The sequence below is a fragment of the Sorangium sp. So ce590 genome, from assembly GCF_051521365.1.
In the GTDB taxonomy this organism is placed as follows: Bacteria; Myxococcota_A; Polyangia; order Polyangiales; family Polyangiaceae; genus Sorangium.
On the sequence record NZ_CP150346.1, the window covers coordinates 7,127,019 to 7,145,345 of the forward strand.

The 18,327-nt window shown below is 70.4% G+C and carries 19 protein-coding genes; 13 read left to right on the top strand and 6 right to left on the bottom strand.

Annotated features, from left to right (window positions below; genetic code table 11):
* Nucleotides 1–96 precede the first annotated feature (96 nt).
* Nucleotides 97–1,305: an FIST signal transduction protein gene (locus tag WMF28_RS26580; RefSeq protein ID WP_437596119.1), complete on the top strand. Its 1,209-nt coding sequence runs from the start codon at nt 97–99 to the stop codon at nt 1,303–1,305.
* A gap of 146 nt (nt 1,306–1,451) precedes the next feature.
* Nucleotides 1,452–2,954, top strand: a complete 1,503-nt coding sequence (locus tag WMF28_RS26585; RefSeq protein WP_437596120.1) for an FAD-dependent monooxygenase — start codon at nt 1,452–1,454, stop codon at nt 2,952–2,954.
* Between the two features lie 40 nt (nt 2,955–2,994).
* On the opposite strand, the gene WMF28_RS26590 is transcribed toward WMF28_RS26585, so the two are convergent.
* On the bottom strand, nt 2,995–3,957 hold the full coding sequence (locus tag WMF28_RS26590; protein ID WP_437596121.1) for an L-lactate dehydrogenase: 963 nt from the start codon (nt 3,955–3,957) through the stop codon (nt 2,995–2,997).
* A 130-nt stretch (nt 3,958–4,087) separates the two neighbouring features.
* Nucleotides 4,088–5,293, bottom strand: a complete 1,206-nt coding sequence (locus tag WMF28_RS26595) for a mechanosensitive ion channel family protein (protein ID WP_437596122.1) — start codon at nt 5,291–5,293, stop codon at nt 4,088–4,090.
* A 68-nt stretch (nt 5,294–5,361) separates the two neighbouring features.
* Here WMF28_RS26595 and WMF28_RS26600 point away from each other — a divergent pair, with 68 nt between their 5' ends.
* The 7 genes from WMF28_RS26600 to WMF28_RS26630 all read left to right on the top strand — a co-directional run bounded on the left by WMF28_RS26600 (nt 5,362) and on the right by WMF28_RS26630 (nt 11,010).
* On the top strand, nt 5,362–5,805 hold the full coding sequence (locus WMF28_RS26600) for an ATP-binding protein (RefSeq protein WP_437596123.1): 444 nt from the start codon (nt 5,362–5,364) through the stop codon (nt 5,803–5,805).
* A gap of 495 nt (nt 5,806–6,300) precedes the next feature.
* Nucleotides 6,301–6,981, top strand: a complete 681-nt coding sequence (locus tag WMF28_RS26605; protein ID WP_437596125.1) for a sialate O-acetylesterase — start codon at nt 6,301–6,303, stop codon at nt 6,979–6,981.
* A 325-nt stretch (nt 6,982–7,306) separates the two neighbouring features.
* On the top strand, nt 7,307–8,239 hold the full coding sequence (locus WMF28_RS26610) for an RCC1 domain-containing protein (protein WP_437596126.1): 933 nt from the start codon (nt 7,307–7,309) through the stop codon (nt 8,237–8,239).
* A gap of 397 nt (nt 8,240–8,636) precedes the next feature.
* Nucleotides 8,637–9,122 carry a hypothetical protein gene (locus WMF28_RS26615; RefSeq protein ID WP_437596127.1) on the top strand — a complete coding sequence of 162 codons (486 nt, stop codon included), beginning with the start codon at nt 8,637–8,639 and terminating at the stop codon, nt 9,120–9,122.
* Nucleotides 9,119–9,685, top strand: a complete 567-nt coding sequence (locus tag WMF28_RS26620) for a hypothetical protein (protein WP_437596128.1) — start codon at nt 9,119–9,121, stop codon at nt 9,683–9,685. Before WMF28_RS26615 ends, WMF28_RS26620 begins: the two co-directional genes overlap by 4 nt.
* A gap of 371 nt (nt 9,686–10,056) precedes the next feature.
* Complete coding sequence (locus WMF28_RS26625) at nt 10,057–10,401, top strand: hypothetical protein (RefSeq protein ID WP_437596129.1); 345 nt, start codon at nt 10,057–10,059, stop codon at nt 10,399–10,401.
* A 162-nt stretch (nt 10,402–10,563) separates the two neighbouring features.
* Nucleotides 10,564–11,010 carry a CoA-binding protein gene (locus WMF28_RS26630; protein ID WP_437604316.1) on the top strand — a complete coding sequence of 149 codons (447 nt, stop codon included), beginning with the start codon at nt 10,564–10,566 and terminating at the stop codon, nt 11,008–11,010.
* Between the two features lie 71 nt (nt 11,011–11,081).
* Here WMF28_RS26630 and WMF28_RS26635 read toward each other — a convergent pair whose 3' ends face one another.
* Nucleotides 11,082–11,504 (bottom strand): cupin domain-containing protein, encoded by a 423-nt coding sequence (locus WMF28_RS26635; RefSeq protein WP_437596130.1) that lies wholly within the window; start codon nt 11,502–11,504, stop codon nt 11,082–11,084.
* Between the two features lie 224 nt (nt 11,505–11,728).
* Between WMF28_RS26635 and WMF28_RS26640 the strand changes: the two genes are divergently transcribed.
* The 3 genes from WMF28_RS26640 (at nt 11,729) to WMF28_RS26650 (ending at nt 14,167) form a co-directional block, all read left to right on the top strand.
* Nucleotides 11,729–12,766, top strand: coding sequence for a PA0069 family radical SAM protein (locus tag WMF28_RS26640; RefSeq protein ID WP_437596132.1), 1,038 nt, complete (start codon nt 11,729–11,731; stop codon nt 12,764–12,766).
* Between the two features lie 137 nt (nt 12,767–12,903).
* Entirely contained in the window at nt 12,904–13,683 is a 780-nt protein-coding gene (locus WMF28_RS26645; RefSeq protein WP_437596133.1) for a HAMP domain-containing protein, read from the top strand.
* Nucleotides 13,684–13,708: 25 nt separating this feature from the next.
* Nucleotides 13,709–14,167 (top strand): tellurite resistance TerB family protein, encoded by a 459-nt coding sequence (locus tag WMF28_RS26650; RefSeq protein WP_437596134.1) that lies wholly within the window; start codon nt 13,709–13,711, stop codon nt 14,165–14,167.
* Between the two features lie 18 nt (nt 14,168–14,185).
* Here the strand turns inward: WMF28_RS26650 and WMF28_RS26655 are convergent, their stop codons facing one another.
* On the bottom strand, nt 14,186–15,922 hold the full coding sequence (locus WMF28_RS26655) for an NFACT RNA binding domain-containing protein (RefSeq protein ID WP_437596135.1): 1,737 nt from the start codon (nt 15,920–15,922) through the stop codon (nt 14,186–14,188).
* A gap of 21 nt (nt 15,923–15,943) precedes the next feature.
* Nucleotides 15,944–16,498 (bottom strand): hypothetical protein, encoded by a 555-nt coding sequence (locus WMF28_RS26660; RefSeq protein ID WP_437596136.1) that lies wholly within the window; start codon nt 16,496–16,498, stop codon nt 15,944–15,946.
* A 261-nt stretch (nt 16,499–16,759) separates the two neighbouring features.
* Between WMF28_RS26660 and WMF28_RS26665 the strand changes: the two genes are divergently transcribed.
* Entirely contained in the window at nt 16,760–17,503 is a 744-nt protein-coding gene (locus WMF28_RS26665; protein ID WP_437596137.1) for a formylglycine-generating enzyme family protein, read from the top strand.
* Nucleotides 17,504–17,513: 10 nt separating this feature from the next.
* On the opposite strand, the gene WMF28_RS26670 is transcribed toward WMF28_RS26665, so the two are convergent.
* Nucleotides 17,514–18,128, bottom strand: coding sequence for a glutathione S-transferase family protein (locus WMF28_RS26670; protein ID WP_437596138.1), 615 nt, complete (start codon nt 18,126–18,128; stop codon nt 17,514–17,516).
* Nucleotides 18,129–18,327: the final 199 nt, after the last annotated feature.

Here is an 18,327-nt window from a genome sequence, read left to right on the forward strand (position 1 = left end):
GTGCGTGTTATCACCATGCCGCGACGCGTATGGTCAGCGGATGGCCTGGACTCGAAGCCTCGCGCTCCGGCGCCGGGCACGTAGGAGCTTCGGCGCATGAAGATGATGACCCTCGGCCCCTTTGATGGGAACGCGTGGCTGCTCGGCCGGAAGGTCGAGCGAACGGTCGCGGAGTGGAAGGAGCCCGCGCGGCTCGCGATCCTGGCCTTGCCGAGCGGGGGGAAGCACGAGGAGTACCTCGCCGCGGTCGAGGACGCGACGGGCGTCCCGGTGATCGGGGCCACCACGGGCGGGGCGTCGTTCACGGAGCGGGGCTTCACCAGGAGCGGTGTGTCGTGCGCGTTCCTCGGGGGCGCGCACGTCGAGGTGACGTGCGCTGCGGCGCGCGAGCTGCGGGCGGATCACGGCAAGAGCATCCGGGCGGCGCTGAGCGACATGGACGAGGCGGTCTCGAGCAACGGCCCGCGCAGCGGCGCGCCGAGCTCGATCCTGGTGCTGGCGGACGCGTTCGCGTGCGACGGGGACGAGCTCGTGGCGGCGCTCCGGCAGGGGGTGCCGCCGCACACGCGGGTCTTCGGTGGGACGGCGGGCGACGGGTGGACGTTCGAGGGGGCGCGGGTGTTCCTGGGCCGCAAGGCGCTGACGGACGCGGCGGTGCTCGTGCGGCTGACGCACCGGCACCGGGTGAACATCGACGTCGTGCACGGGTTCCGGGCGGCCGAGGGGGGGCGGGATTTCACGATCACGGACATCGAGCGGAACGTGCTCAGGACGCTGGACGGGCAGCCGGCGGCGCGGGTGATCGAGGAGGAGCTGTCGCGGCTCGGGCTGCGCTCGAGCGGCGAGGGGCTGCTCCAGACGATGGCGAAGCACGCGCTCGGGGCGAAGACGCCGTTCGGGGAGGCGCTGAAGATCCGGGGGCCGATCGCGATCCGGGGGGACGGGGCGGTCGTGCTGACCGGCGGGCTGGCCCGGGGGCAGGTGGTGCGGGTGGTGAACGCGACCGCCGACGGGCTGCTCCAGGCGGCGAAGGGGCTATCGACGAAGGTGCTCGGGTCGCTGCCCGCGGTGTCGGGGGCGTTTGTGTTCGACTGTGCGTCGCGGTTCCGGGTGCTGGGGGAGCGGTACCGGGACGAGGTGCGGGCGTTCCTGTCGCCGAGCGGGGCGGCTCATCCGATGTTCGGGATGGCGTGTTACGGGCAGATCGCGAAGTTCGGGGGGAGCGTCGAGGGGTTCCACAACACGAGCGCGGTCATGGTGGCGTGGGGGGAGTCGGACCAGGGGACGGGGCCGGCCAGCGGCTGAGGGGGGCCTTGCCGAGCGGCTCGTGCCCCATCAACGAGCGACGGGATCCTTCATCCGTCGGCTGGGTGTGAGGGGCATGCCGGCGCGCTCGTTCGTGGCCATCTCTCCGGGCGCATACGAGAAACGCGCGACGACGGAGGCTCGAGATGCACGACGAACCCGGACGCGGTGTGGCCATGACGAAGCATGCGGTGGTGATCGCGGGAGGAGGCCCGACGGGGCTCATGCTGGCGGCCGAGCTCGCGCTCGCACGGGTCGACGTCGCGATCGTCGAGCGGCGCAAGAACCAGGACCTCGTGGGATCGCGGGCAGGCGGTCTGCATTCCCGCACGATCGAGGTGCTCGATCAGCGCGGAGTCGCGGAGCGCTTCCTCTCGCAAGGGAACGTCATGCAGGTGACGGGCTTCGCGATGAACCGCCTCGATCTCAGCGACTTTCCGACTCGCCACAACTACGGGCTCGCGCTGACACAGAATCACATCGAGCGCATCCTCGCCGGCTGGGTCGAGGAGCTGGCGGTACCGACCTATCGCGGCCGCGAGGTGACGGGCTTCGTGCAAGACGACGCCGGCGTCGATGTCGAGCTGAGCGACGGCGGCCGGTTGCGAGCGCAGTACCTCGTCGGATGCGACGGCGGTCGCAGCGTGATCCGCAAGAAATCCGGCATCGATTTTCCGGGATGGGACCCGTCGATCAGTTACCTGATTGCCGAGGTCGACATGACCGAAGAGCCGGCGTGGGGCATGCGCCCCAACGAGAGGGGCATCAATGCCATCGGCAAGCTGGAGGACGGCAAGCGCGCGCGCGTGGTCTTGAACGAGCCGCACGTCAAAAAGGGCGGCGAGGCGACGCTGGACGACCTCCGGCAAGCGCTCGTCGCCGTCTATGGGACCGACTTCGGTGTTCACGGCGTCACCTACGTCTCGAGGTTCACCGACATGGCCCGGCAGGCGGCGTCGTACCGGGAGCGACGCGTGCTCCTGGCCGGCGATTCCGCGCACGTGCATGCGCCGACCGGCGGACAAGGACTCAACATCGGTGTCCAGGACGCGGTGAACCTGGGGTGGAAGCTGGCCCAGGTGCTACGCGGCAGCTCGCCGGAGGCGCTGCTCGACACCTACCAGGCCGAGCGGCATCCGATCGGTGCGCGCGTGCTGGAAAACAGCCTGGCGCAAGTCGCGCTCATGCGGGGCGACGAACGGACGAAGGTCTTGCAGACGAGGATGTCCGAGCTCTTGAAGATGGCCGAGCCTCGCAAGCACTACGCCGGCATGATGTCCGGCCTGGACATCCACTACGATCTCGGTCCGGGCCACCCGTTGCTCGGGCGTCGCATGCCCGATCTCGATCTGGTGACCGAGCGCGGCTCGACGCGGGTGTTCACGCTTCTGCACGAAGCGCGACCGGTACTGCTCGACCTCGGCGCGCCCGGCGCATTCGACATCGGGCCGTGGGCGGATCGGGTTCGACGGCTCGAAGCTCGAACCACCGGGCCGTGGGAGCTGCCCGTGATCGGCCCGGTCGCCGCGCCCACCGCGCTGTTGATCCGACCCGACGGCCATGTCGCCTGGGTCGGAGCCGGCACGGATCAGGGCCTTCGGGAGGCCTTGACCTGTTGGTTCGGCGCTGGCATCGAGCAAGCCCGCTAGAGATCGGCCTCGGCGTCGCGACCGATCCGGATCGCGATCTTCAGAATCCGAGCGACCGGATCGCCTTGCGGATCGTGTCCGCGCTGGCACGGAGGCCGGCGTCCTCCTCGGGGCTCATCGGTATGGGCAGCTGCGACTCGAGGCCAGACCGGTTCACGATGCACGGCACGCTCAGGCACACGTCGTCGATCCCGCGGTAGCCGCTCAGCAGGCTGCTGACGGGCAGCACGCGGTTCTCGTCGCGGAGCAGGGCCTCCAGGATCTTGGCTGTCGCCAGGCCGATCGCGTAGTTCGTCGCGCCCTTGCCGGAGATCACCTGGGCAGCGGCGTTCTTCACGCCGTGGAAGATCGCCGTCCGGTCGCTCGCGCCGATCTTGCCGTGGCCCGGCACCGACCACGCGTCGAGCGGGATGTTCGCGACGCTCGCGCTGCTCCACAGCGGCACCTCGCTGTCGCCGTGCTCGCCGGCGATGTACGCGTGGACGTTCTGCACGGCCACGTTCAGCTGCCGGGCGATCAGGAAGCGGAACCGGCTGCTGTCGAGCACCGTGCCGCTGCCGATCACGCGGGCAGGCGGGAGGCCCGTCAGCTTGAGCGTGACATACGTGATCACGTCGACCGGGTTGGTCACCAGCAGATAGAGCGCGTCCGGCGCGACGGCCAGGAGCTTCGGCAGGAGCTCGCGGCATATCGCGACGTTCGCGGTGGCGAGGTCCATCCGGCTCTGTCCGGGCTTCTGCTTCGCGCCGGCGGTGATGACGACCACGTGCGCCCCGCGGCAGACCTCGACGTCATCGCTGCCCTCGAGCGTCGCCACCGGGACGAACTGCAGGCCGTGGTTCAGGTCGAGCACCTCGGCATCGACCTTGATCCGGTTCACGTCGAAGAGGGCGACCTCCTTCGCCGCGCCGCGGAGCAGGCAGGCGTAAGCGATCGTCGCGCCGACGCTGCCAGCGCCCACGATCGCGACCTTGCTGGGGGAGACAGACGGGTGGTCGGGCATACCGATCGGCTACCGCGGCGGCAGGGCCGGACCAAGCCAAATCAGGGGCCCGACAGGCCGCGACAGGCCGCGTTCGCCCGGGCGGCCGGAGCGAGCGATCTCCGGCGCCCGCGGTGTCCGGTCGCGGGGCTCAGCGCTCCGGGAGCGGCTCGGCGGAGCGCCCCTGGCGCGGCGCTCCCGCGTCGGCCTTGCCGCTCGCGGCGGCGGGCGCCGGGGCGGCCGGCACCGCGACGATCGCCGGCAGGACCAGCGGGGCCATCCTCGGATCGACGGCGGCGCGCGGGTCGATGACGCGCGGATCGAGGGCGAGGCCGGGCTGCGCCGCGGCGGGGCCGAGCGCGACGCCCTCCTCGCGACACGCGCGAAAGAACGCCTTCATCACCTCGGACTCCAGCAGATCGTGGCGCTCGAAGTCGGCGATCCAGAACTTGATGACGTACCGCTGGAAGAGGGGTGTGACGGCGGCGAGCCAGAGCCTGGGCGCCGGCTCGCGGAGGATGTCCGCCACCTGCGCGCAGGCGCGCTGCGCCGCGCGCTCGACGGCCTCCGGGGCGGCGTCGAGCGAGACGAGCATCTCGATGTTGCGCGCGCACGTCCGGTCCGGGGCGCAGAAGTTCTGCACGCGCGCCTTGGCGATGATCGAGTTCGGCAGGATCACGATGTCTCCGGAGAACGTCCTGAGGCGGGTCGAGCGCCAGCCCTCGTAGACGACCTGCCCCTCGATCCCGTCGACGAGGATCCAGTCGCCCGCACCGAACGAGCGCTCGGAGTGCAAGGCGAGCCCGGCGAAGAGGTTGCCCAGGGTGTCCTGGAGCGCGAAGCCGAGGACCACCGTGATCACGGTCGAGGTCGCGAGCAGCGGCACGAGGTCGACCCCGGTGGCCGCGCCGACGATCGAGAGGCCGGCGACCAGGTAGAGGATCGCGAGCAGGAGGTGCCGTACGAGCGCCGGAATCTGCACCTTCTGGCGCTCGGCGAGCCAGTAGTCGATGACCAGGGTCTCGGCGAACTCGATGACCAGGTACGACGCGAGCGCGAGCTCCAGGAGGAGCACGCCCTTGTGGATCCTGGGCAGCTCGCCCCCGCGCAGGGCAATGTACGTGTGGAGCGCGAGCAGCGCGACGAGCCCGCGCGCCGGCAGCCGCATGCGCCGGAGCAGGAGCTCGTCGAGCGACGTCTGCGTGGCGCGCGCGACGCGCGAGAGCAAGCCGAAGAGCAGGCGGTAGGCGACGAACCCGAGCGCGAGGACGGCGAGCGACAGGCCGAGCGCGACGGGCAGCGAGGCGGGGGAGCGGAAGAGGTCGGCCCAGAGCGCCGGGAGCCGGTCGAGGTTCACGGGGCGGAGTCTGCCACAAGCGGCGGGCGGGGGGCTTGCGCTGCGCCAGGTCCGTCGCGACGGTCGCGATGCAGCCGCCGGCCCCGACCCAGAAGGACCGGACCGTCGGGGAGGTCCTCGCCGAGGAGGAGGCGAGCGCGGCGGACCTCTTGATTCGCATCCTCAGCAAGAGGCACGAGAGCCGCTCCGTCGTGATCACGACAGATCTCTCCTTCAAGCGGTGGGGCACGGTGTTTGGAGATGCGCCGTGCCTCGGGGCGCTGGTCGACCGCTTCGCCCAGCAGAGCTGGGGACTCCGAGAGGCTCGCAAATTTCGCGACGCAGCGCGGTTGCCTCGTGATGGCTCCCCTGCGTTGCCCGCGCGACGCGTCCGTTTCAAATTTCCGCGGTCCCGGACCGAGAAACCGCTTCGCTTCGAGAGGATCGGTCGACGATCGAGGCGCAGCGAGGAGCGAACGCCGCCGACAATGGAAGAATTCAGCATCAACGGTCTTCTCCCTGTGCTGTCCTGAAGCCGAATCCTGGATGCCAAGCTCCCAAGATGGGATAGGCTAGGTCCCGGCGCTGAGCTCTTTGCGGGCGAGGTTCGCCGCACCGGCGTCGCGACGCCGGCCTACCAATTCCGCCATTCTCTTCAGATCGCGCCCCGGCGCGACGAGGTAACGACCATGACCGAGATGAGCCGCACAGGCCGAGGCACACGCAGACTCCTGCTCCTCCCATTTCTCTTCATCATCGCGGCGTCCGGTTGTGGCGAGTCCGGCGCGACCGGTGAGAACGACAACACCGGAGGGGCCAGTCCGGGGACCGGAGGCGCCTCGACGAGCGGCACGAGCGCGGGGACCGGAGGCGCCGCGGCGGGCAGCACGAGCGCGGGGACCGGAGGCGACGCGGCGGGCAGCACGAGCGCTGGAACTGGAGGTGGCGCCACGGGAGGGACCGCATCGGCTAGCAGCGGGGCAGGCACCGGCGGCGCACCGAGCTCAAGTCCGACGTTTCACGTCTTCATGCTCATGGGCCAGTCGAACATGGCCGGTGTCGCAGACAAACAGGCCAGTGACCAGAATTCTGACGCGCGGCTCAAGGTCCTCGGCGGATGCAATCAGCCGGCCGGACAGTGGAACGTGGCCAATCCGCCGCTCAACGATTGCCCTGGTGAAAAAGGATGGAACCTGTCGACCGCCGTCGACCCGGGCATCTGGTTCGGCAAGACCCTGCTCGGAAAGCTGGCTGAGGGGGATACGATCGGGCTGGTCGGCACCGCTGAGAGCGGTGAGTCGATCAACACGTTCATCTCTGGTGGCTCACATCACCAGATGATCTTGAACAAGATCGCCAAAGCGAAGACGGCTGAGAATGCGCGCTTCGCGGGCATCATCTTCCACCAGGGTGAGTCCGACAGCGGCCAGAGCTCATGGCCCGGCAAGGTCGTCCAGCTCTATAACGAGGTGAAAGCAGCCTGGGGGGCCGACTACGACGTTCCCTTCATTCTTGGAGAGCTCCCCGGGGGCGGATGCTGCAGCGGTCATAACAACCTCGTGCACCAGGCGGCCGACATGTTGCCTCAGGGATACTGGATCACTCAGCAGGGGACCAAGGTCATGGATGAGTACCACTTCGATCATGCGTCCGTTGTTCTCATGGGCACGCGTTATGGCGAGAAGATGATCGAAGCTTTGGGGTGGTAACAAAGCGGCTCGCGGCGGGTGCCCGCGCGACCGAGGCCGCTCGAATCCACTGGATTGGAGCGGCCTTTGATGATGTCGGCCGTGGGGATCGCGGGCTGAGAACGCCTCATTCGTTCGCGTCGTCAGCGCACAGGGACGCCCACGAGCGGGTGGCGATGCCTGCAGTTCTCGATGTCGCAGCCGATCTGCTACCAGTACCACGACACGAGCGGCTTGGCTCTCCTGGCCCCCCTCGTTGATTCTCCGCAAGCTCAACCTCTGAAAGCTGGCCGCCGGGCTCCCTCGCGCGGTGCACGCGAGTTGCCAGGCGGGCGCTGGATCTGACATGCTGAGCCGCATGGTGAGGCAGGTGTTGGGGTGCGCGCTGGGCGTGTTCGTCGTTCAAGGCTGCAGCAGCGTCCCTGACGGACGGCGCTCCGAGAAGACGGTTGACACCGGCACGCAGAAGGTTCGAGCCATCTCGGCCGACGACGCCGCGACGTGTGCGCTGCTGACGAGCGGCGAGGTGACGTGCTGGGGCGGGGGCAACCGCGACGGTCAGCTCGAGCCACCAGCGGGACCGTTCACGCAGATCGCCTTCAGGGGCGACCATGGCTGCGGGCTCCGTCCCGACGGCAGCCTCGGTTGTTGGGGTGACAACTACGGCGGAAAGCTTGACCCACCCGCCAGCCGATTCGCGCAGATCTGCGCCGGCACGTATCACAAGTGCGGGCTCACCAGCGCGGGCGCTATCGAGTGTTGGGGCCAGCTCAGCCGCGGGCTCGACGACTACCCGGCGGCGAGCGGCTTCACGCAAATCGTATGCGGGCAAACCTTGAGCTGTGTGCTCGACGCGGCGGGCTCCGCCACCTGCTGGGGCGACGCCCGGCTCGATCCGCTCATGGTCCCAGCTGGGGAAACGTTCTCTCAGCTCGCGGCCGGCAACTACCATGCGTGCGGGCTACGCGTCTCCGACGGCACGGCGGTGTGCTGGGGCAATGACGAGCACCAGCAGCTCACTGCGCCGACGGGCCCCTTCTCCGCGCTTACCGCCGGCTACGGCTTCTCTTGCGGGCTCGAAGCCGGCGGCGCGGCAACCTGCTGGGGAGAGCGGCCGACGGTCGTCGATGGCGAGCAGGTGTTCATCCCCATGGAGTCGCGACCCAACGACCGCTTTACCAGCATCGAGGGCGGCGCCTTTCACGCCTGCGGCATCAAGGCGGATCAGACGATCACTTGCTGGGGTGACAATTTTTACGGTCAGCTCGAGGCGCCGTAGCGCGCCGCTGCGGCGCCTCGAGCGATTCAATCGCGGCGCGCGCTCACTGGATGCAAGCCACCCCCGGAGCGAGCCCTCTCGGACGACTTCTCGCAAGTTTTCCGAGGGGGCTTGGTCTTCTGTTCCTCAGCAAACCTGATCGGAGCCGCTCAACTATCCATCCATCTTGAAGCTGAGCACCGCGATGAGCGAACCTGTCAGCTTGCTCGCTCCGACGTCCACGCCGCCACCCGACACTTCAGACGGCGATGGCTTCACCCATGTATGCCAACACCCCACCCGAGCGCTCGATCGTGCTCAGGTTGATCTGGGGGCGCAAGGACCTCCGTGGCCAGTACCGATGCTCTGCGGGATCCGCCGGACTGGATGGCTCGAGAGCGGACGTTAGGTTTCGCTCATGAAGAGCCTGTCCGCTGTCATCCTCGCTCTGTTTTCCTCGCTCTTCGGCATCTCGTGCATACTGGATGCCGAGCCAACGAACGCAGGCGATCCGACTGGCGAAGCTCAGCAGCAGTTCCCCATCGTCTCCTTCTCACGGAAGGATTTCCCCTTCGGCACCATTGTCAAAGATGACGGCAAGGACGAGGGCGGTGGATGGCAGGAGGCCAAGGCCAACCTGCCATTCTCGAAATTGCATAACCTGCGCCCGGTGCGCCGCTGGACGTGCTCTTTCAGGGTAGGGATGCCGCTACGGACTCAGCGTATGGGGCGAATCCGGCCAAACCGTGCGGCCATGCTCAGCATAGGGATCGCAGAGGACGTCGCACGCCGCATGAACTATAACCTCCCGGAAGGGATCTTCTGCAGTAGGTTCATCGACGAGATGCGGGCGACGTTCAAATCCAAGTACCCGCGGCTCGGCGCCACGGTGATGAGGCCATGATGATAACTCGCTCCGAGCTGCTCGACGTCGTCTACCGCTTCTACCCGCGGGGCGTGCGTAACTTCGAGCGCGTCCACGTGCCTCCCAGCGAGCCCTGCTACGACGACACGGAGGAGCGCCGCCGCCTGGTGGAAGCCGCAAACCGCGGGCGAGCGGAGTACTTGACGTGGAAAGCGATGATCCGCCGCGTGGGGGATCGATACAGCCTTCAGAACGAGTCGCTCAGCCTGTTGGCGGGGGGGGTCGAGCCGGCCTACTCGGCCCGCATCTATCGCCCCGAGGACTCGGGGCCCGTTCCATCGCTCAGCGACAGGGCTTCGCTCAGCTTCCACGTGAGCCTTCTCGGGCCCTATTACGGGATCCACGACAGGGGCGAGCCCGACGAGATCTCGGCGGCGGTCGCAGAAGAGATCGAGGCCACGTACCCCGGCTACCGACCGATCCCACCGGAGCTCGGGAACGAGGTGGTGCCGGATGTGGAGATGGACGGGGCGTTGATGGGCAACGCGACGATCTACGTGTGCCTGTTCTCGGACAAGTGGACTTGGGTGGATCCGGTGTAGCCTCGGCTGGCGCGCGAGCTGCCCGACGCCGAGCGCGCCGGAGGCGTTGGCGCTCGAGCTGCCGGCGGACGCGTGCTGGAGCGTGTGCGCGCTCGCGCCCCACGCGCCTGCCGACCTCGTGCCCGCGCTGGTCCAGGCGTGCGCGGCTGCGCCCTGCTTCCGGCGGCCGATGGTGACGGCGGTCGCGGCGCGCCTGGGCGATCTCGGCCGCGCGGACGACGCGCTCGCGCTCGTGGCGGCGCGGCCCGAGGCATCCGACCGGGTCAAGGCACAGGCTGCCGTGCCGGCGCATCTCCCCGCCGCGGCTCGCGACGCCGTCTGGAGACGGCTGGGACGAGGCGCTCTTCGCGCTGGTCCCGCTGGCCGCCTCGATGACCGAGCGGCACGCGCGCCACCTCTGCCAGCGCCTCCTGCAGCACCTCGACTGGAAGCGGCGCCCCGATCTCCTCGACGACTGGACGAAGGACGACCTCGGGCACCTGGCGCCCTTGTTCGCTCGCGTCGCTGGACCGCAGGGCGTCGCCGCGGTGGCCCGGGAGATTGTCGACGTCGTGGCTTCCCTGAGCGCCTGCGGGGCGCCCCTGCCCGGCCTCTGGGCGCTCCCGCTCCGCCCCCGTGGACGCGTCCTCGGGCCTCGCGTCGTCGTCCTGCAAGGGAGGTCCTCATGGCCCGGCCGACGCACCGGCGGAAGGCGGAGCGGGGGCTCCAGTGGCTGATGGGTCTGCGCAGGAACAAGGCTGATGCGGCGATGGAGCGCCATCGTCCAGCTGGCCATCGAGGACCGCAAGATCCTCCGCGAGCTCGGCTTCAGCCGCTGCAGCGGAGGCAAGGCGTCCGCCATGGGTGCCACGCCGGCTCGGCGGACGTACACTCCCTGCATGAACGACATTCGCGACATCAGCCAGGACGAGGCCCGGGTCGCCGAGCTGGTCCGCTCAGCGAGGCGCGTCGCCGTGCTCGGCATCAAGATCGAGGCGCAGGCGGATCAGCCCGCCTTCTACGTCCCGAGCTACCTGCAGAGCGCGGGCGTGGAGGTGATCCCGGTCCCCGTCTACTACCCCGACGTGAAGACCATCCTCGGCCAGCCGGTCTATCGCCGCGTGGCGGACGTCCCGGGACCGATCGACATCGTCGTCGTCTTCCGGCGCGGCCAGGACGTCACAGCGCACCTCGCCGACCTGCTCGCCGCCCGGCCGCGCGCCGTCTGGCTCCAGCTCGGCATCCGGAACGACAGGGTGGCCGAGCGGCTCGTCGAGGCCGGCATCCTCGTCGTGCAAAGCCGCTGCCTCATGGTCGACCACCGCCGCGTCGTCGGGCAGGGCTGAGGCTCGTTAGGGACATCAGGCACCGAGGGCACGGCGGACGACGAGCGTGAGCCGGTGTCGCCGCCGCGCAGCTACAGCGGCCGGTGCTGCGTCCCCTTGCCGTACGTGATCGACAGGAGGTCCCCCGGCTCGCGCACGATGAACCGGTGCCACGCGCCTTGCGGGACCTTGCACGTCGTCCCGGCGACCAGCGCGACGACCCGCTCGCTGCCCTGCTCCTCCAGCACGACGTCGCTCGCGCCCGACAGGAGACACAGGATCTCGTCCCCGGCTGGGTGCATCTCCCACTGCGGCGTGTCCTCGGTCAGGTGAAACCGCATCACCAGCCAGCCTCCATCGTCCGTGATCCGCCGGATGTCCGCGGCCTTCGAGTCGCCGGACATCAGCTCTTGCCAGAACGTCGGCCTCACCTCGATGGGCAGCGCGTCGCCCCCGTCGGCGAGGTGCAGGTACGTGCTGCGAAGATCGAACCCGGGCTGTCTCTGATTGGCCATGTCCCTCACGTCGCTCCTGAGCGCCCTCATGCCAGCAGGCCGCCCCTGCCCTGTCAATCCGCTCTCCCCGGCGCCGCCGCGCGCCTCCCCGGCGCGCCCGCCGCCGCTCAGCCCGCCGCGATGTGGAGCCCGCCGGTCTCCACTGAACAAATGCTCCCATCCCGGCCAGGACGCGCTACACTGCGCGCGCAGCGACCGCCTCCTCGCCCGGCGCTGACCACACCATGCCGCGCCCCGTGAACAACCCTCCGAACCCGTGGTCTTCGACGCAGGTCGAGTACCTCGAAGAGGCGCCCCCGGCGACGCTGCAGGTCTTCGAGGAGCAGGCCCGATCCATCGTGACCGCGAACGACAGCCCCGATCTTCCATTCCGGTACAGCGTCAACCCGTACCGGGGCTGCATCCACGCCTGCGCCTACTGCTATGCCCGGCCCTCGCACCAGTACCTCGGCTGGGGCGCCGGGACAGACTTCGACCGCAAGATCGTGGTCAAGGCGAACGCGCCCGAGCTGCTCGAGAAGGAGCTCAACAAGCCGGGCTGGCAGGGCGATACGATCGTGTTCTCCGGCAACGTCGATTGCTACCAGCCGCTCGAGGCGAGCTACGAGCTCACCCGCCGCTGCCTCGAGGTCTGCCTCGCGTTCCGGAACCCCGTCGGGCTCATCACCAAGGGCGCGCTCGTGCGGCGCGACGCCGCCCTGCTCGGCGAGCTCGCGCGGCGCGCGCGCGCCCGCGTCCACTTCAGCATCCCCTTCGCCGACGACGCGGTGGCGCGCAAGATGGAGCCGTACGCGAGCCGCTCATCGCTGCGCTTCGAAGCCATGCGCGCGCTCTCGGACGCGGGCGTGCCGACCGGGATCTCCCTGTCGCCCATGATCCCCGGCCTGAACGACAGCGACGTGCCGGAGCTCCTCGAGCGCGCCCGGGACGCCGGGGCGCAGAGCGCCTTCATGATGCCGCTGCGCCTGCCGCGCGAGGTGCTCCCAGTCTTCGACGAGCGCCTCGAGGAGGCCTTCCCGGACCGCGCCGGCAAGGTCCGCCGCGGCATCCAGGAGATGCGCGGCGGCAAGATGAACGAGGCCGCCTTCGGGGCGCGATTCCAGGGCGCAGGCGCGCGCTGGGCGGCGATCCAGCGGCTGTTCGAGGTGCACTGCCAGCGCCTCGAGCTGAACGCCGCGCGCGTTGGCGACGAGGCGGACGAGGCAAAAGAGCGCTCGACCTTCCGGCGGCCGAGCCGGCAGGGGACGCTGTTCGACCTCTGAATGACCCTTGCGACCGGCGCAAGGAATGGGGTACCAGTGAGAAGGCAGTGCATTTTCGGGGGGGTCGCACCGGCGCGACCCCGCTCGCGCCCTGTCCTGGGCAGGCGGTGATGCCGTCCGCCCGCTGACGAGACCTCATGACCTCTCCCGCCCAGGATCACGCCACAGCCCGCCCGGCCCCACGCCGCAAGCTGCTCCTGAATCCGCGATTCCAGCTCAAGTACACGGGGCTCCTGGTCTCGGTGGTGCTCGCGGTCATGGCGGTGCTCGGACTCGTCATCTGGCAGACCGCGAGCGTCGCGAACGAGCAGGCGCAGTACGCGGCGACCCAGGCGGAGCTCGCGCTCAAAGAGGCGGCCAACAGCGCCAAGATCCTGAAGATGAGCACCGCCGCGCTGGGCGGCGACAACGCCGAGCTCGACAGCACCCTCGACGAGGAGCTCGAGAAGACGAACCGCGAGCACGAGCGCAACCTGGCGGAGGTCGCGAAGCGGCGCGCCGAGGTCGAGGGGCTGCGACAGCGCCTCCTCAACATCCTCGTCGGCGGCGGCGTGTTCCTCCTCGTCGTCCTCGGCGTGCTCGGGATCTTCATCACCCAGCGCATCGTGGGGCCGGTCCACCAGCTGAAGCGCCTCTGCCGCCAGGTGGGCACGACGCGGCTCACCATCGGAGGGGGGCTGCGCAAGGGCGATGAGCTCGGGGACCTCTTCGACACGTTCGTGCAGATGACCTACTCGCTCAAGGCGCTCCAGACAGGCCGGCTCGCGACGCTCGACGCGGCCATCGAGCGGGCCGAGTCGGAGAAGGTCTCGGCCGAGGTGCTCGAGGGGCTGCGCGCGCTCCGGGCGCAGCTCTGCCTCGGGCTCAGCGAGGCCGAGACGGTGCGGCGCCGCGCTCCGAGAGGTGGTGAGTCATGAGCCGGATCGCCGGAGCGGAGACGACATGAAACCTCCCGCATTGATCCAGCAGGCAGCCGGCTTGCTCCGCGCCCGCTTCGATCTGAACGAGTACAACCCGACCCCGATCGTCGACCTCGGCGCGCTCGTGGCGAACGCCGACGGCAACGTGGACGCCGAGGAGATCGACGCCCTGCGGCAGCTGATCGAGCCGATGCTCGGCACCCAGCTCAACGCCGAGCTCGTCCGCTACCTCATCGAGGCGAGCCTGAAGGTGATCGCGGCGGCGGGCGTCGAGCCGCGGGTGCGATTGCTCGCGGAGATCCTCATGGACTGCGACGCGGTGGAGGAGGGCATCCTCGTCGCGCTGGCGGTGGCCCACGCGAGCGAGGGGATCTCCGACGCGGAGCGCGCGGTGATCGAGTCGCTCGCCCGCGCGGCGGAGCTGCCGGCGCGCCGGCTCGATCAGCTGAACGAGCAGGTCCGGGGGGCGTTCGCGGCCTGAGCCGGATCAGGGCGGCCGTCAGGCCTCTTCCTTTGTCGCGAGCAGCCGCGACAGGCGCTCTGCCTCGATGCGGACGGCGATGACCTTCTCCCGGTCGAAGACCACCGCGCCCGGAGCCGCGCCGCGCGGCTTGCGCACGTAGCGGCGCGGGAGATAGCTCACCTCGCACACCGCCTCGCCGCGCGCGTCGCTGAAGTGCGCCGCCAGGGTCGCGGCGTCCACGAGCACGTCGGCGGGGCAGCTCGCCCCTTTCTGGAGCGGCACGACGACGTGCGAGCCGACGACGCCCTTCGCGTGCAGCCAGAGGTCGTGCGGCCGCGCATGCTTCGTCGTGAGCGCGTCGTTGTCCTCGGCGCCCCGGCCGACGAGGATCGCCGCGCCGGACGCGCTCCGGTAAGCATGGAACGGCCGCCGCGGGGCGGCCCGGGCGGCCCGCCGGCCGCGGGCTCCGGGCATCCCCGGCTCACCCGCCCCCGCGGCGCCCACCCCGGCGAGCTCCGCGCGCGCGATGCCGAGGGAGCGCGCGCGCTGCGCGAGCGGCTCGAGCGCCTCCGGCCGCGCCTCCGCCGCCGCGACGTCCGCGGCGAGCGCGGCGAGCGCCTCGAGGGCGCGCTCGGTCTCGGCGAGGCGCGCGCGCATCACCGCCTCGCCGCGCTGGTAGCGCCGCGCCTTGGCGAAGAAGGCCTCGGCCTGCGCCTTCGCGGGGCGCGCCGGGTCGAGGGCGACCTCGAGCTTGCCGCCGGTCTCCCAGTCGTCGAGGAGCGCTCGCGCCGCCCCCCGCGGGACCCGCGCGCCCTGCGCGAGCAGGAGCTGCCCCGTCTTCTGGAGGCGCGCCACGCTCCCCAGCCGCCCGAGATCGCCGCGCACCGCCTCGGCCCTGCGCTCGATCGCCGCGCGCCGCGCCTTGACGGCGCGCGCGAGCGCCGCCTTCTCCTGCCCGGCGGCGGCGTCGTCGCTCGCCTCGACCAGCGCCGCGCCGGCGGCCAGGGGATCCGCCGGGTAGGCGCTCTCGGCCGGCGGGGCGCTCCCCTGCGGCGGCCAGCGAAGGATGAGGTTGCCGGCGCCGTCCAGCAGGCGCACCTCGCCGCGGCGGCCCGGCGCGAGCTCCAGCCGCGCCGCGGGGCTCAACCTGGGTGAGGCCGCCGCCGCCCCTGGGCTCAACCCGGGTGAGGCCGCCGCCCCCGCCGCCCCAGGGCACAACCCGGGTGAGGCCGCCGCCGCCCCAAGGCTCAACCCGGGTGAGGCCGCGGGCCCCGGGCTCAACCCGGGTGAGGCCACCACCGCCCCCGGGCTCAACCTGGGTGAGGCCACCACCGCCCCCGGGCTCAACCTGGGTGAGGCCACCGCCGCCCCCGGGCTCAACCTGGGTGAGGCCACCGCCGCCCCCGCTTCGCTCAACAGTTCGCTCTCCTGGTCTTTTTCCACCAGAAGCACATCGCCGGCGATGACGGCGATCCCGTCGCCCCGCACCTCGATGGCCAGCACGCGGCGGCCGACCAGGTGGGCCCGCATGGCCGCGAGCAGCGGGTGCGACGCGTCGGCGCGGAGCCGCGGCAGCCGCGGCAGGACCCCCGACCCCGCGACGCGCGGCCCGATGCCGACGCCAAGCACGCGCCGCGCTCCGGCGTACACGGCCAGCGCGACGAGCCCCGTCGCGGGGTTCGCGTGCGCCGCGTCGATCCGCGCCCCCACCCAGCTCGCCATCGCCTCGGCGAGCGCCCCGCCTCGCGCCGCGCTCCCTTGATCGTCCTCCATGGCGAACGCCGCTCGTACCCCTCAGCGGAACCGCTCGAAGATCGGCCCGCAGCAGCCAAGGGCGAGATCGCACGCCGCGCCGTTGTCCTGACAGAAGTCCACCTCCACGCCGTTGACGAGGCAAGAGCAGCGGATGCTGCCGGGCCCGTTCGGCCGGCACTCGGCGGCCAGGTCCACGCCCGGGCACGAGCCCTTGCAGGTGCAGGCCCTGCCGCCGCCGTCGAAGCACGCGATCGCCCCGCAGGCGGGGTCGGACGCACACGCATTGTACTCATCCAGGAGCGGCTGGCACCTGGGCGGGATGACGTTGCAATTGAACACCTCGTCCATCGCGCAATCGAAGAACGGTACGAGCTGGCCGTTGCACTCTGGCGCCGCGGACACCTGCTCATTACAGAAGTCGCCGCAGTCGCCCGGTCCCTGCCCGCACGTCGCCAGGAAGAGCTCGCAGTAGTCCACACACCTCGACCTCGCGTCGCCGCCGCCCACCCCGGTCGAGGTCCCCACCGTCGAGCTCGTCGTCGAGCTCGCGCTGGTGCTTGTCACGCCGACGCCGACCGCACTGGTGCTTGTCACGCCGACGCCGACCGCGCTGGCGCTTGTCGCGCCGGCGCCTCCTGACCCGCCGGGCATCCCGTCGACGACGACGTTTCCACCGCAGGCGCTCCCCCAGGCCAGGACTGCGAGCGCAGCGATACGCGTCCTAAGCAGCGTCATTCCCATGGCGCGAGACTAACCCGACGCGGGCGGGGGCGCGAGCGCCGCGCGAGCGCCGATGACGAGCCGCCGTGCGGCCTCTCGTGCGGCGCGCGCGGCTTTGCGATAGAGAGCCGCCCCGTGCTCCTCGACCTCCTGCTCGCCCCGCTGCTCGCCCAGGCCGACGCGCTGCCCCGACCCGGGCCAGCGGCGTCCTGCCCGCCCGACATGGTGCTCGTGGAGGGCACCCACACGGAGAACGTGCAGCGGATCTGCACGAGCTACCGCGGCGGCCACTGCTTCAGCTTCTTCCCCGGGCTGTTCGCCGCCGAGCCGCGCTTCACGCCGGTGCGCACGTGCATGGACCGCCACGAGTGGCCGAACCGGGCGGGCGCGCTGCCGGTCGTGATGCTCCGCTTCGTCGAGGCCGAGCGGGAGTGCGCCGCCGCCGGCAAGCGCCTCTGCACCGAGTTCGAGTGGGAGCTCGCGTGCGAGGGGCCGTCCGCGCTCCCCTTCCCTTACGGCCACGCGCAGGATCCGGCCGCCTGCAACGTGAGCAAGCCCTACCGGGGCATCAGCGAGCGGCGGCTCGCGTCGAATGACCCGGCGGTGCGGGCCGCCGAGACGCAGCGGCTCTGGCAGGGCGAGCCGTCCGGCTCGTATCCGGCGTGCGTGAGCCCGTACGGCGCGGTCGATCTCGTCGGCAACGTGGAAGAGTGGGTGTCGACGTCGCGACCCGAGTGGCCGCACCGCTCGTCGCTGAAGGGCGGCTACTGGTCCAAGCCGTGGGCGGGGTGCCGCGGGACCAACGACTCGCATGGACCGATGTTCCGGTTCTACGAGATCGGGTTTCGCTGCTGCAAGGCTCCAGGAGCGGGGACGTAGCGCCGCGACGTCAGGCCTGCTCGTCGCGCAGCACCTTCTGCACGGCCGGATCGGCGTTCATCCGCGCGAAGACACGCGCGAGATGGGGAAACTCGGCGAGGCCGCCCGCCAGCTTCTCGGCCCAGCCCAGGTAGACGAACAGGTAGGCATCCACGACCGTCCGGCGCGAGCCCACCGGAAAGTCGCGACCGGCGAGCTGGCGGTCGAGGTGCGCCAGCAACGCGCGGATCTTCTTCACGGCGTGCGCCTTGAGGTCGTCCCACTGGCCGCGATCGGAGATGAACCTCTCCGGCGCGAACAGCGGCACGAACGCCTTGTGCACGTCCGACGTCAGGTGCGCGAGCCAGCGCGTGACCTCGGCGCGGCCGCGCGGCGACCCGTCGCCGCCGAGCTTCGCCTCCGGATACGAATCGGCGATGTAGCTCAGGACCGCCGCGCCCTCGGTGAGGACCCAGCCGTCCTCCTCGACGATCGCCGGCACCGCGCCGAGCGGGTTCACGGCGAGATACTCGGCTTCCTTTGTCTGCGGCGCCGTGAGCTTGACGGTCTCATACGGCTTGCCGGTCCACTCCAGCGCGATGTGCGGCCCCAGCGAGCAGGCGCCGGGCATGAAATACAGTTTCATCTTCGGTCTCCTCAGGAATATCGTCTGTTGACTTGCTGTTGAGTTGCGCTGATTGACCCGCGCTCGGCTTGCGCGACCTGCGCAAGCTGCAGCATCTGTGCCATCGAGAGCAGTTCAAGGAAGCAGAGACGCCTGGCCGCGGGCCGCCTTCGAGAGCCCCGCGCCGTAACCGGCGTGCACGGCGCATTGGCCCGCGCTG

Coding starts and splice junctions, on each gene's coding strand:
- WMF28_RS26580 (WP_437596119.1), top strand. CDS start 97: ATGAAGATGATGACCCTCGGCCCCTTTGATGGGAACGCGTGGCTGCTC.
- WMF28_RS26585 (WP_437596120.1), top strand. CDS start 1,452: ATGCACGACGAACCCGGACGCGGTGTGGCCATGACGAAGCATGCGGTG.
- WMF28_RS26590 (WP_437596121.1), bottom strand. CDS start 3,957: ATGCCCGACCACCCGTCTGTCTCCCCCAGCAAGGTCGCGATCGTGGGC.
- WMF28_RS26600 (WP_437596123.1), top strand. CDS start 5,362: ATGCAGCCGCCGGCCCCGACCCAGAAGGACCGGACCGTCGGGGAGGTC.
- WMF28_RS26605 (WP_437596125.1), top strand. CDS start 6,301: ATGCTCATGGGCCAGTCGAACATGGCCGGTGTCGCAGACAAACAGGCC.
- WMF28_RS26610 (WP_437596126.1), top strand. CDS start 7,307: ATGCTGAGCCGCATGGTGAGGCAGGTGTTGGGGTGCGCGCTGGGCGTG.
- WMF28_RS26615 (WP_437596127.1), top strand. CDS start 8,637: ATGAAGAGCCTGTCCGCTGTCATCCTCGCTCTGTTTTCCTCGCTCTTC.
- WMF28_RS26620 (WP_437596128.1), top strand. CDS start 9,119: ATGATGATAACTCGCTCCGAGCTGCTCGACGTCGTCTACCGCTTCTAC.
- WMF28_RS26625 (WP_437596129.1), top strand. CDS start 10,057: ATGACCGAGCGGCACGCGCGCCACCTCTGCCAGCGCCTCCTGCAGCAC.
- WMF28_RS26630 (WP_437604316.1), top strand. CDS start 10,564: ATGAACGACATTCGCGACATCAGCCAGGACGAGGCCCGGGTCGCCGAG.
- WMF28_RS26635 (WP_437596130.1), bottom strand. CDS start 11,504: ATGGCCAATCAGAGACAGCCCGGGTTCGATCTTCGCAGCACGTACCTG.
- WMF28_RS26640 (WP_437596132.1), top strand. CDS start 11,729: ATGCCGCGCCCCGTGAACAACCCTCCGAACCCGTGGTCTTCGACGCAG.
- WMF28_RS26645 (WP_437596133.1), top strand. CDS start 12,904: ATGACCTCTCCCGCCCAGGATCACGCCACAGCCCGCCCGGCCCCACGC.
- WMF28_RS26650 (WP_437596134.1), top strand. CDS start 13,709: ATGAAACCTCCCGCATTGATCCAGCAGGCAGCCGGCTTGCTCCGCGCC.
- WMF28_RS26655 (WP_437596135.1), bottom strand. CDS start 15,922: ATGGAGGACGATCAAGGGAGCGCGGCGCGAGGCGGGGCGCTCGCCGAG.
- WMF28_RS26670 (WP_437596138.1), bottom strand. CDS start 18,128: ATGAAACTGTATTTCATGCCCGGCGCCTGCTCGCTGGGGCCGCACATC.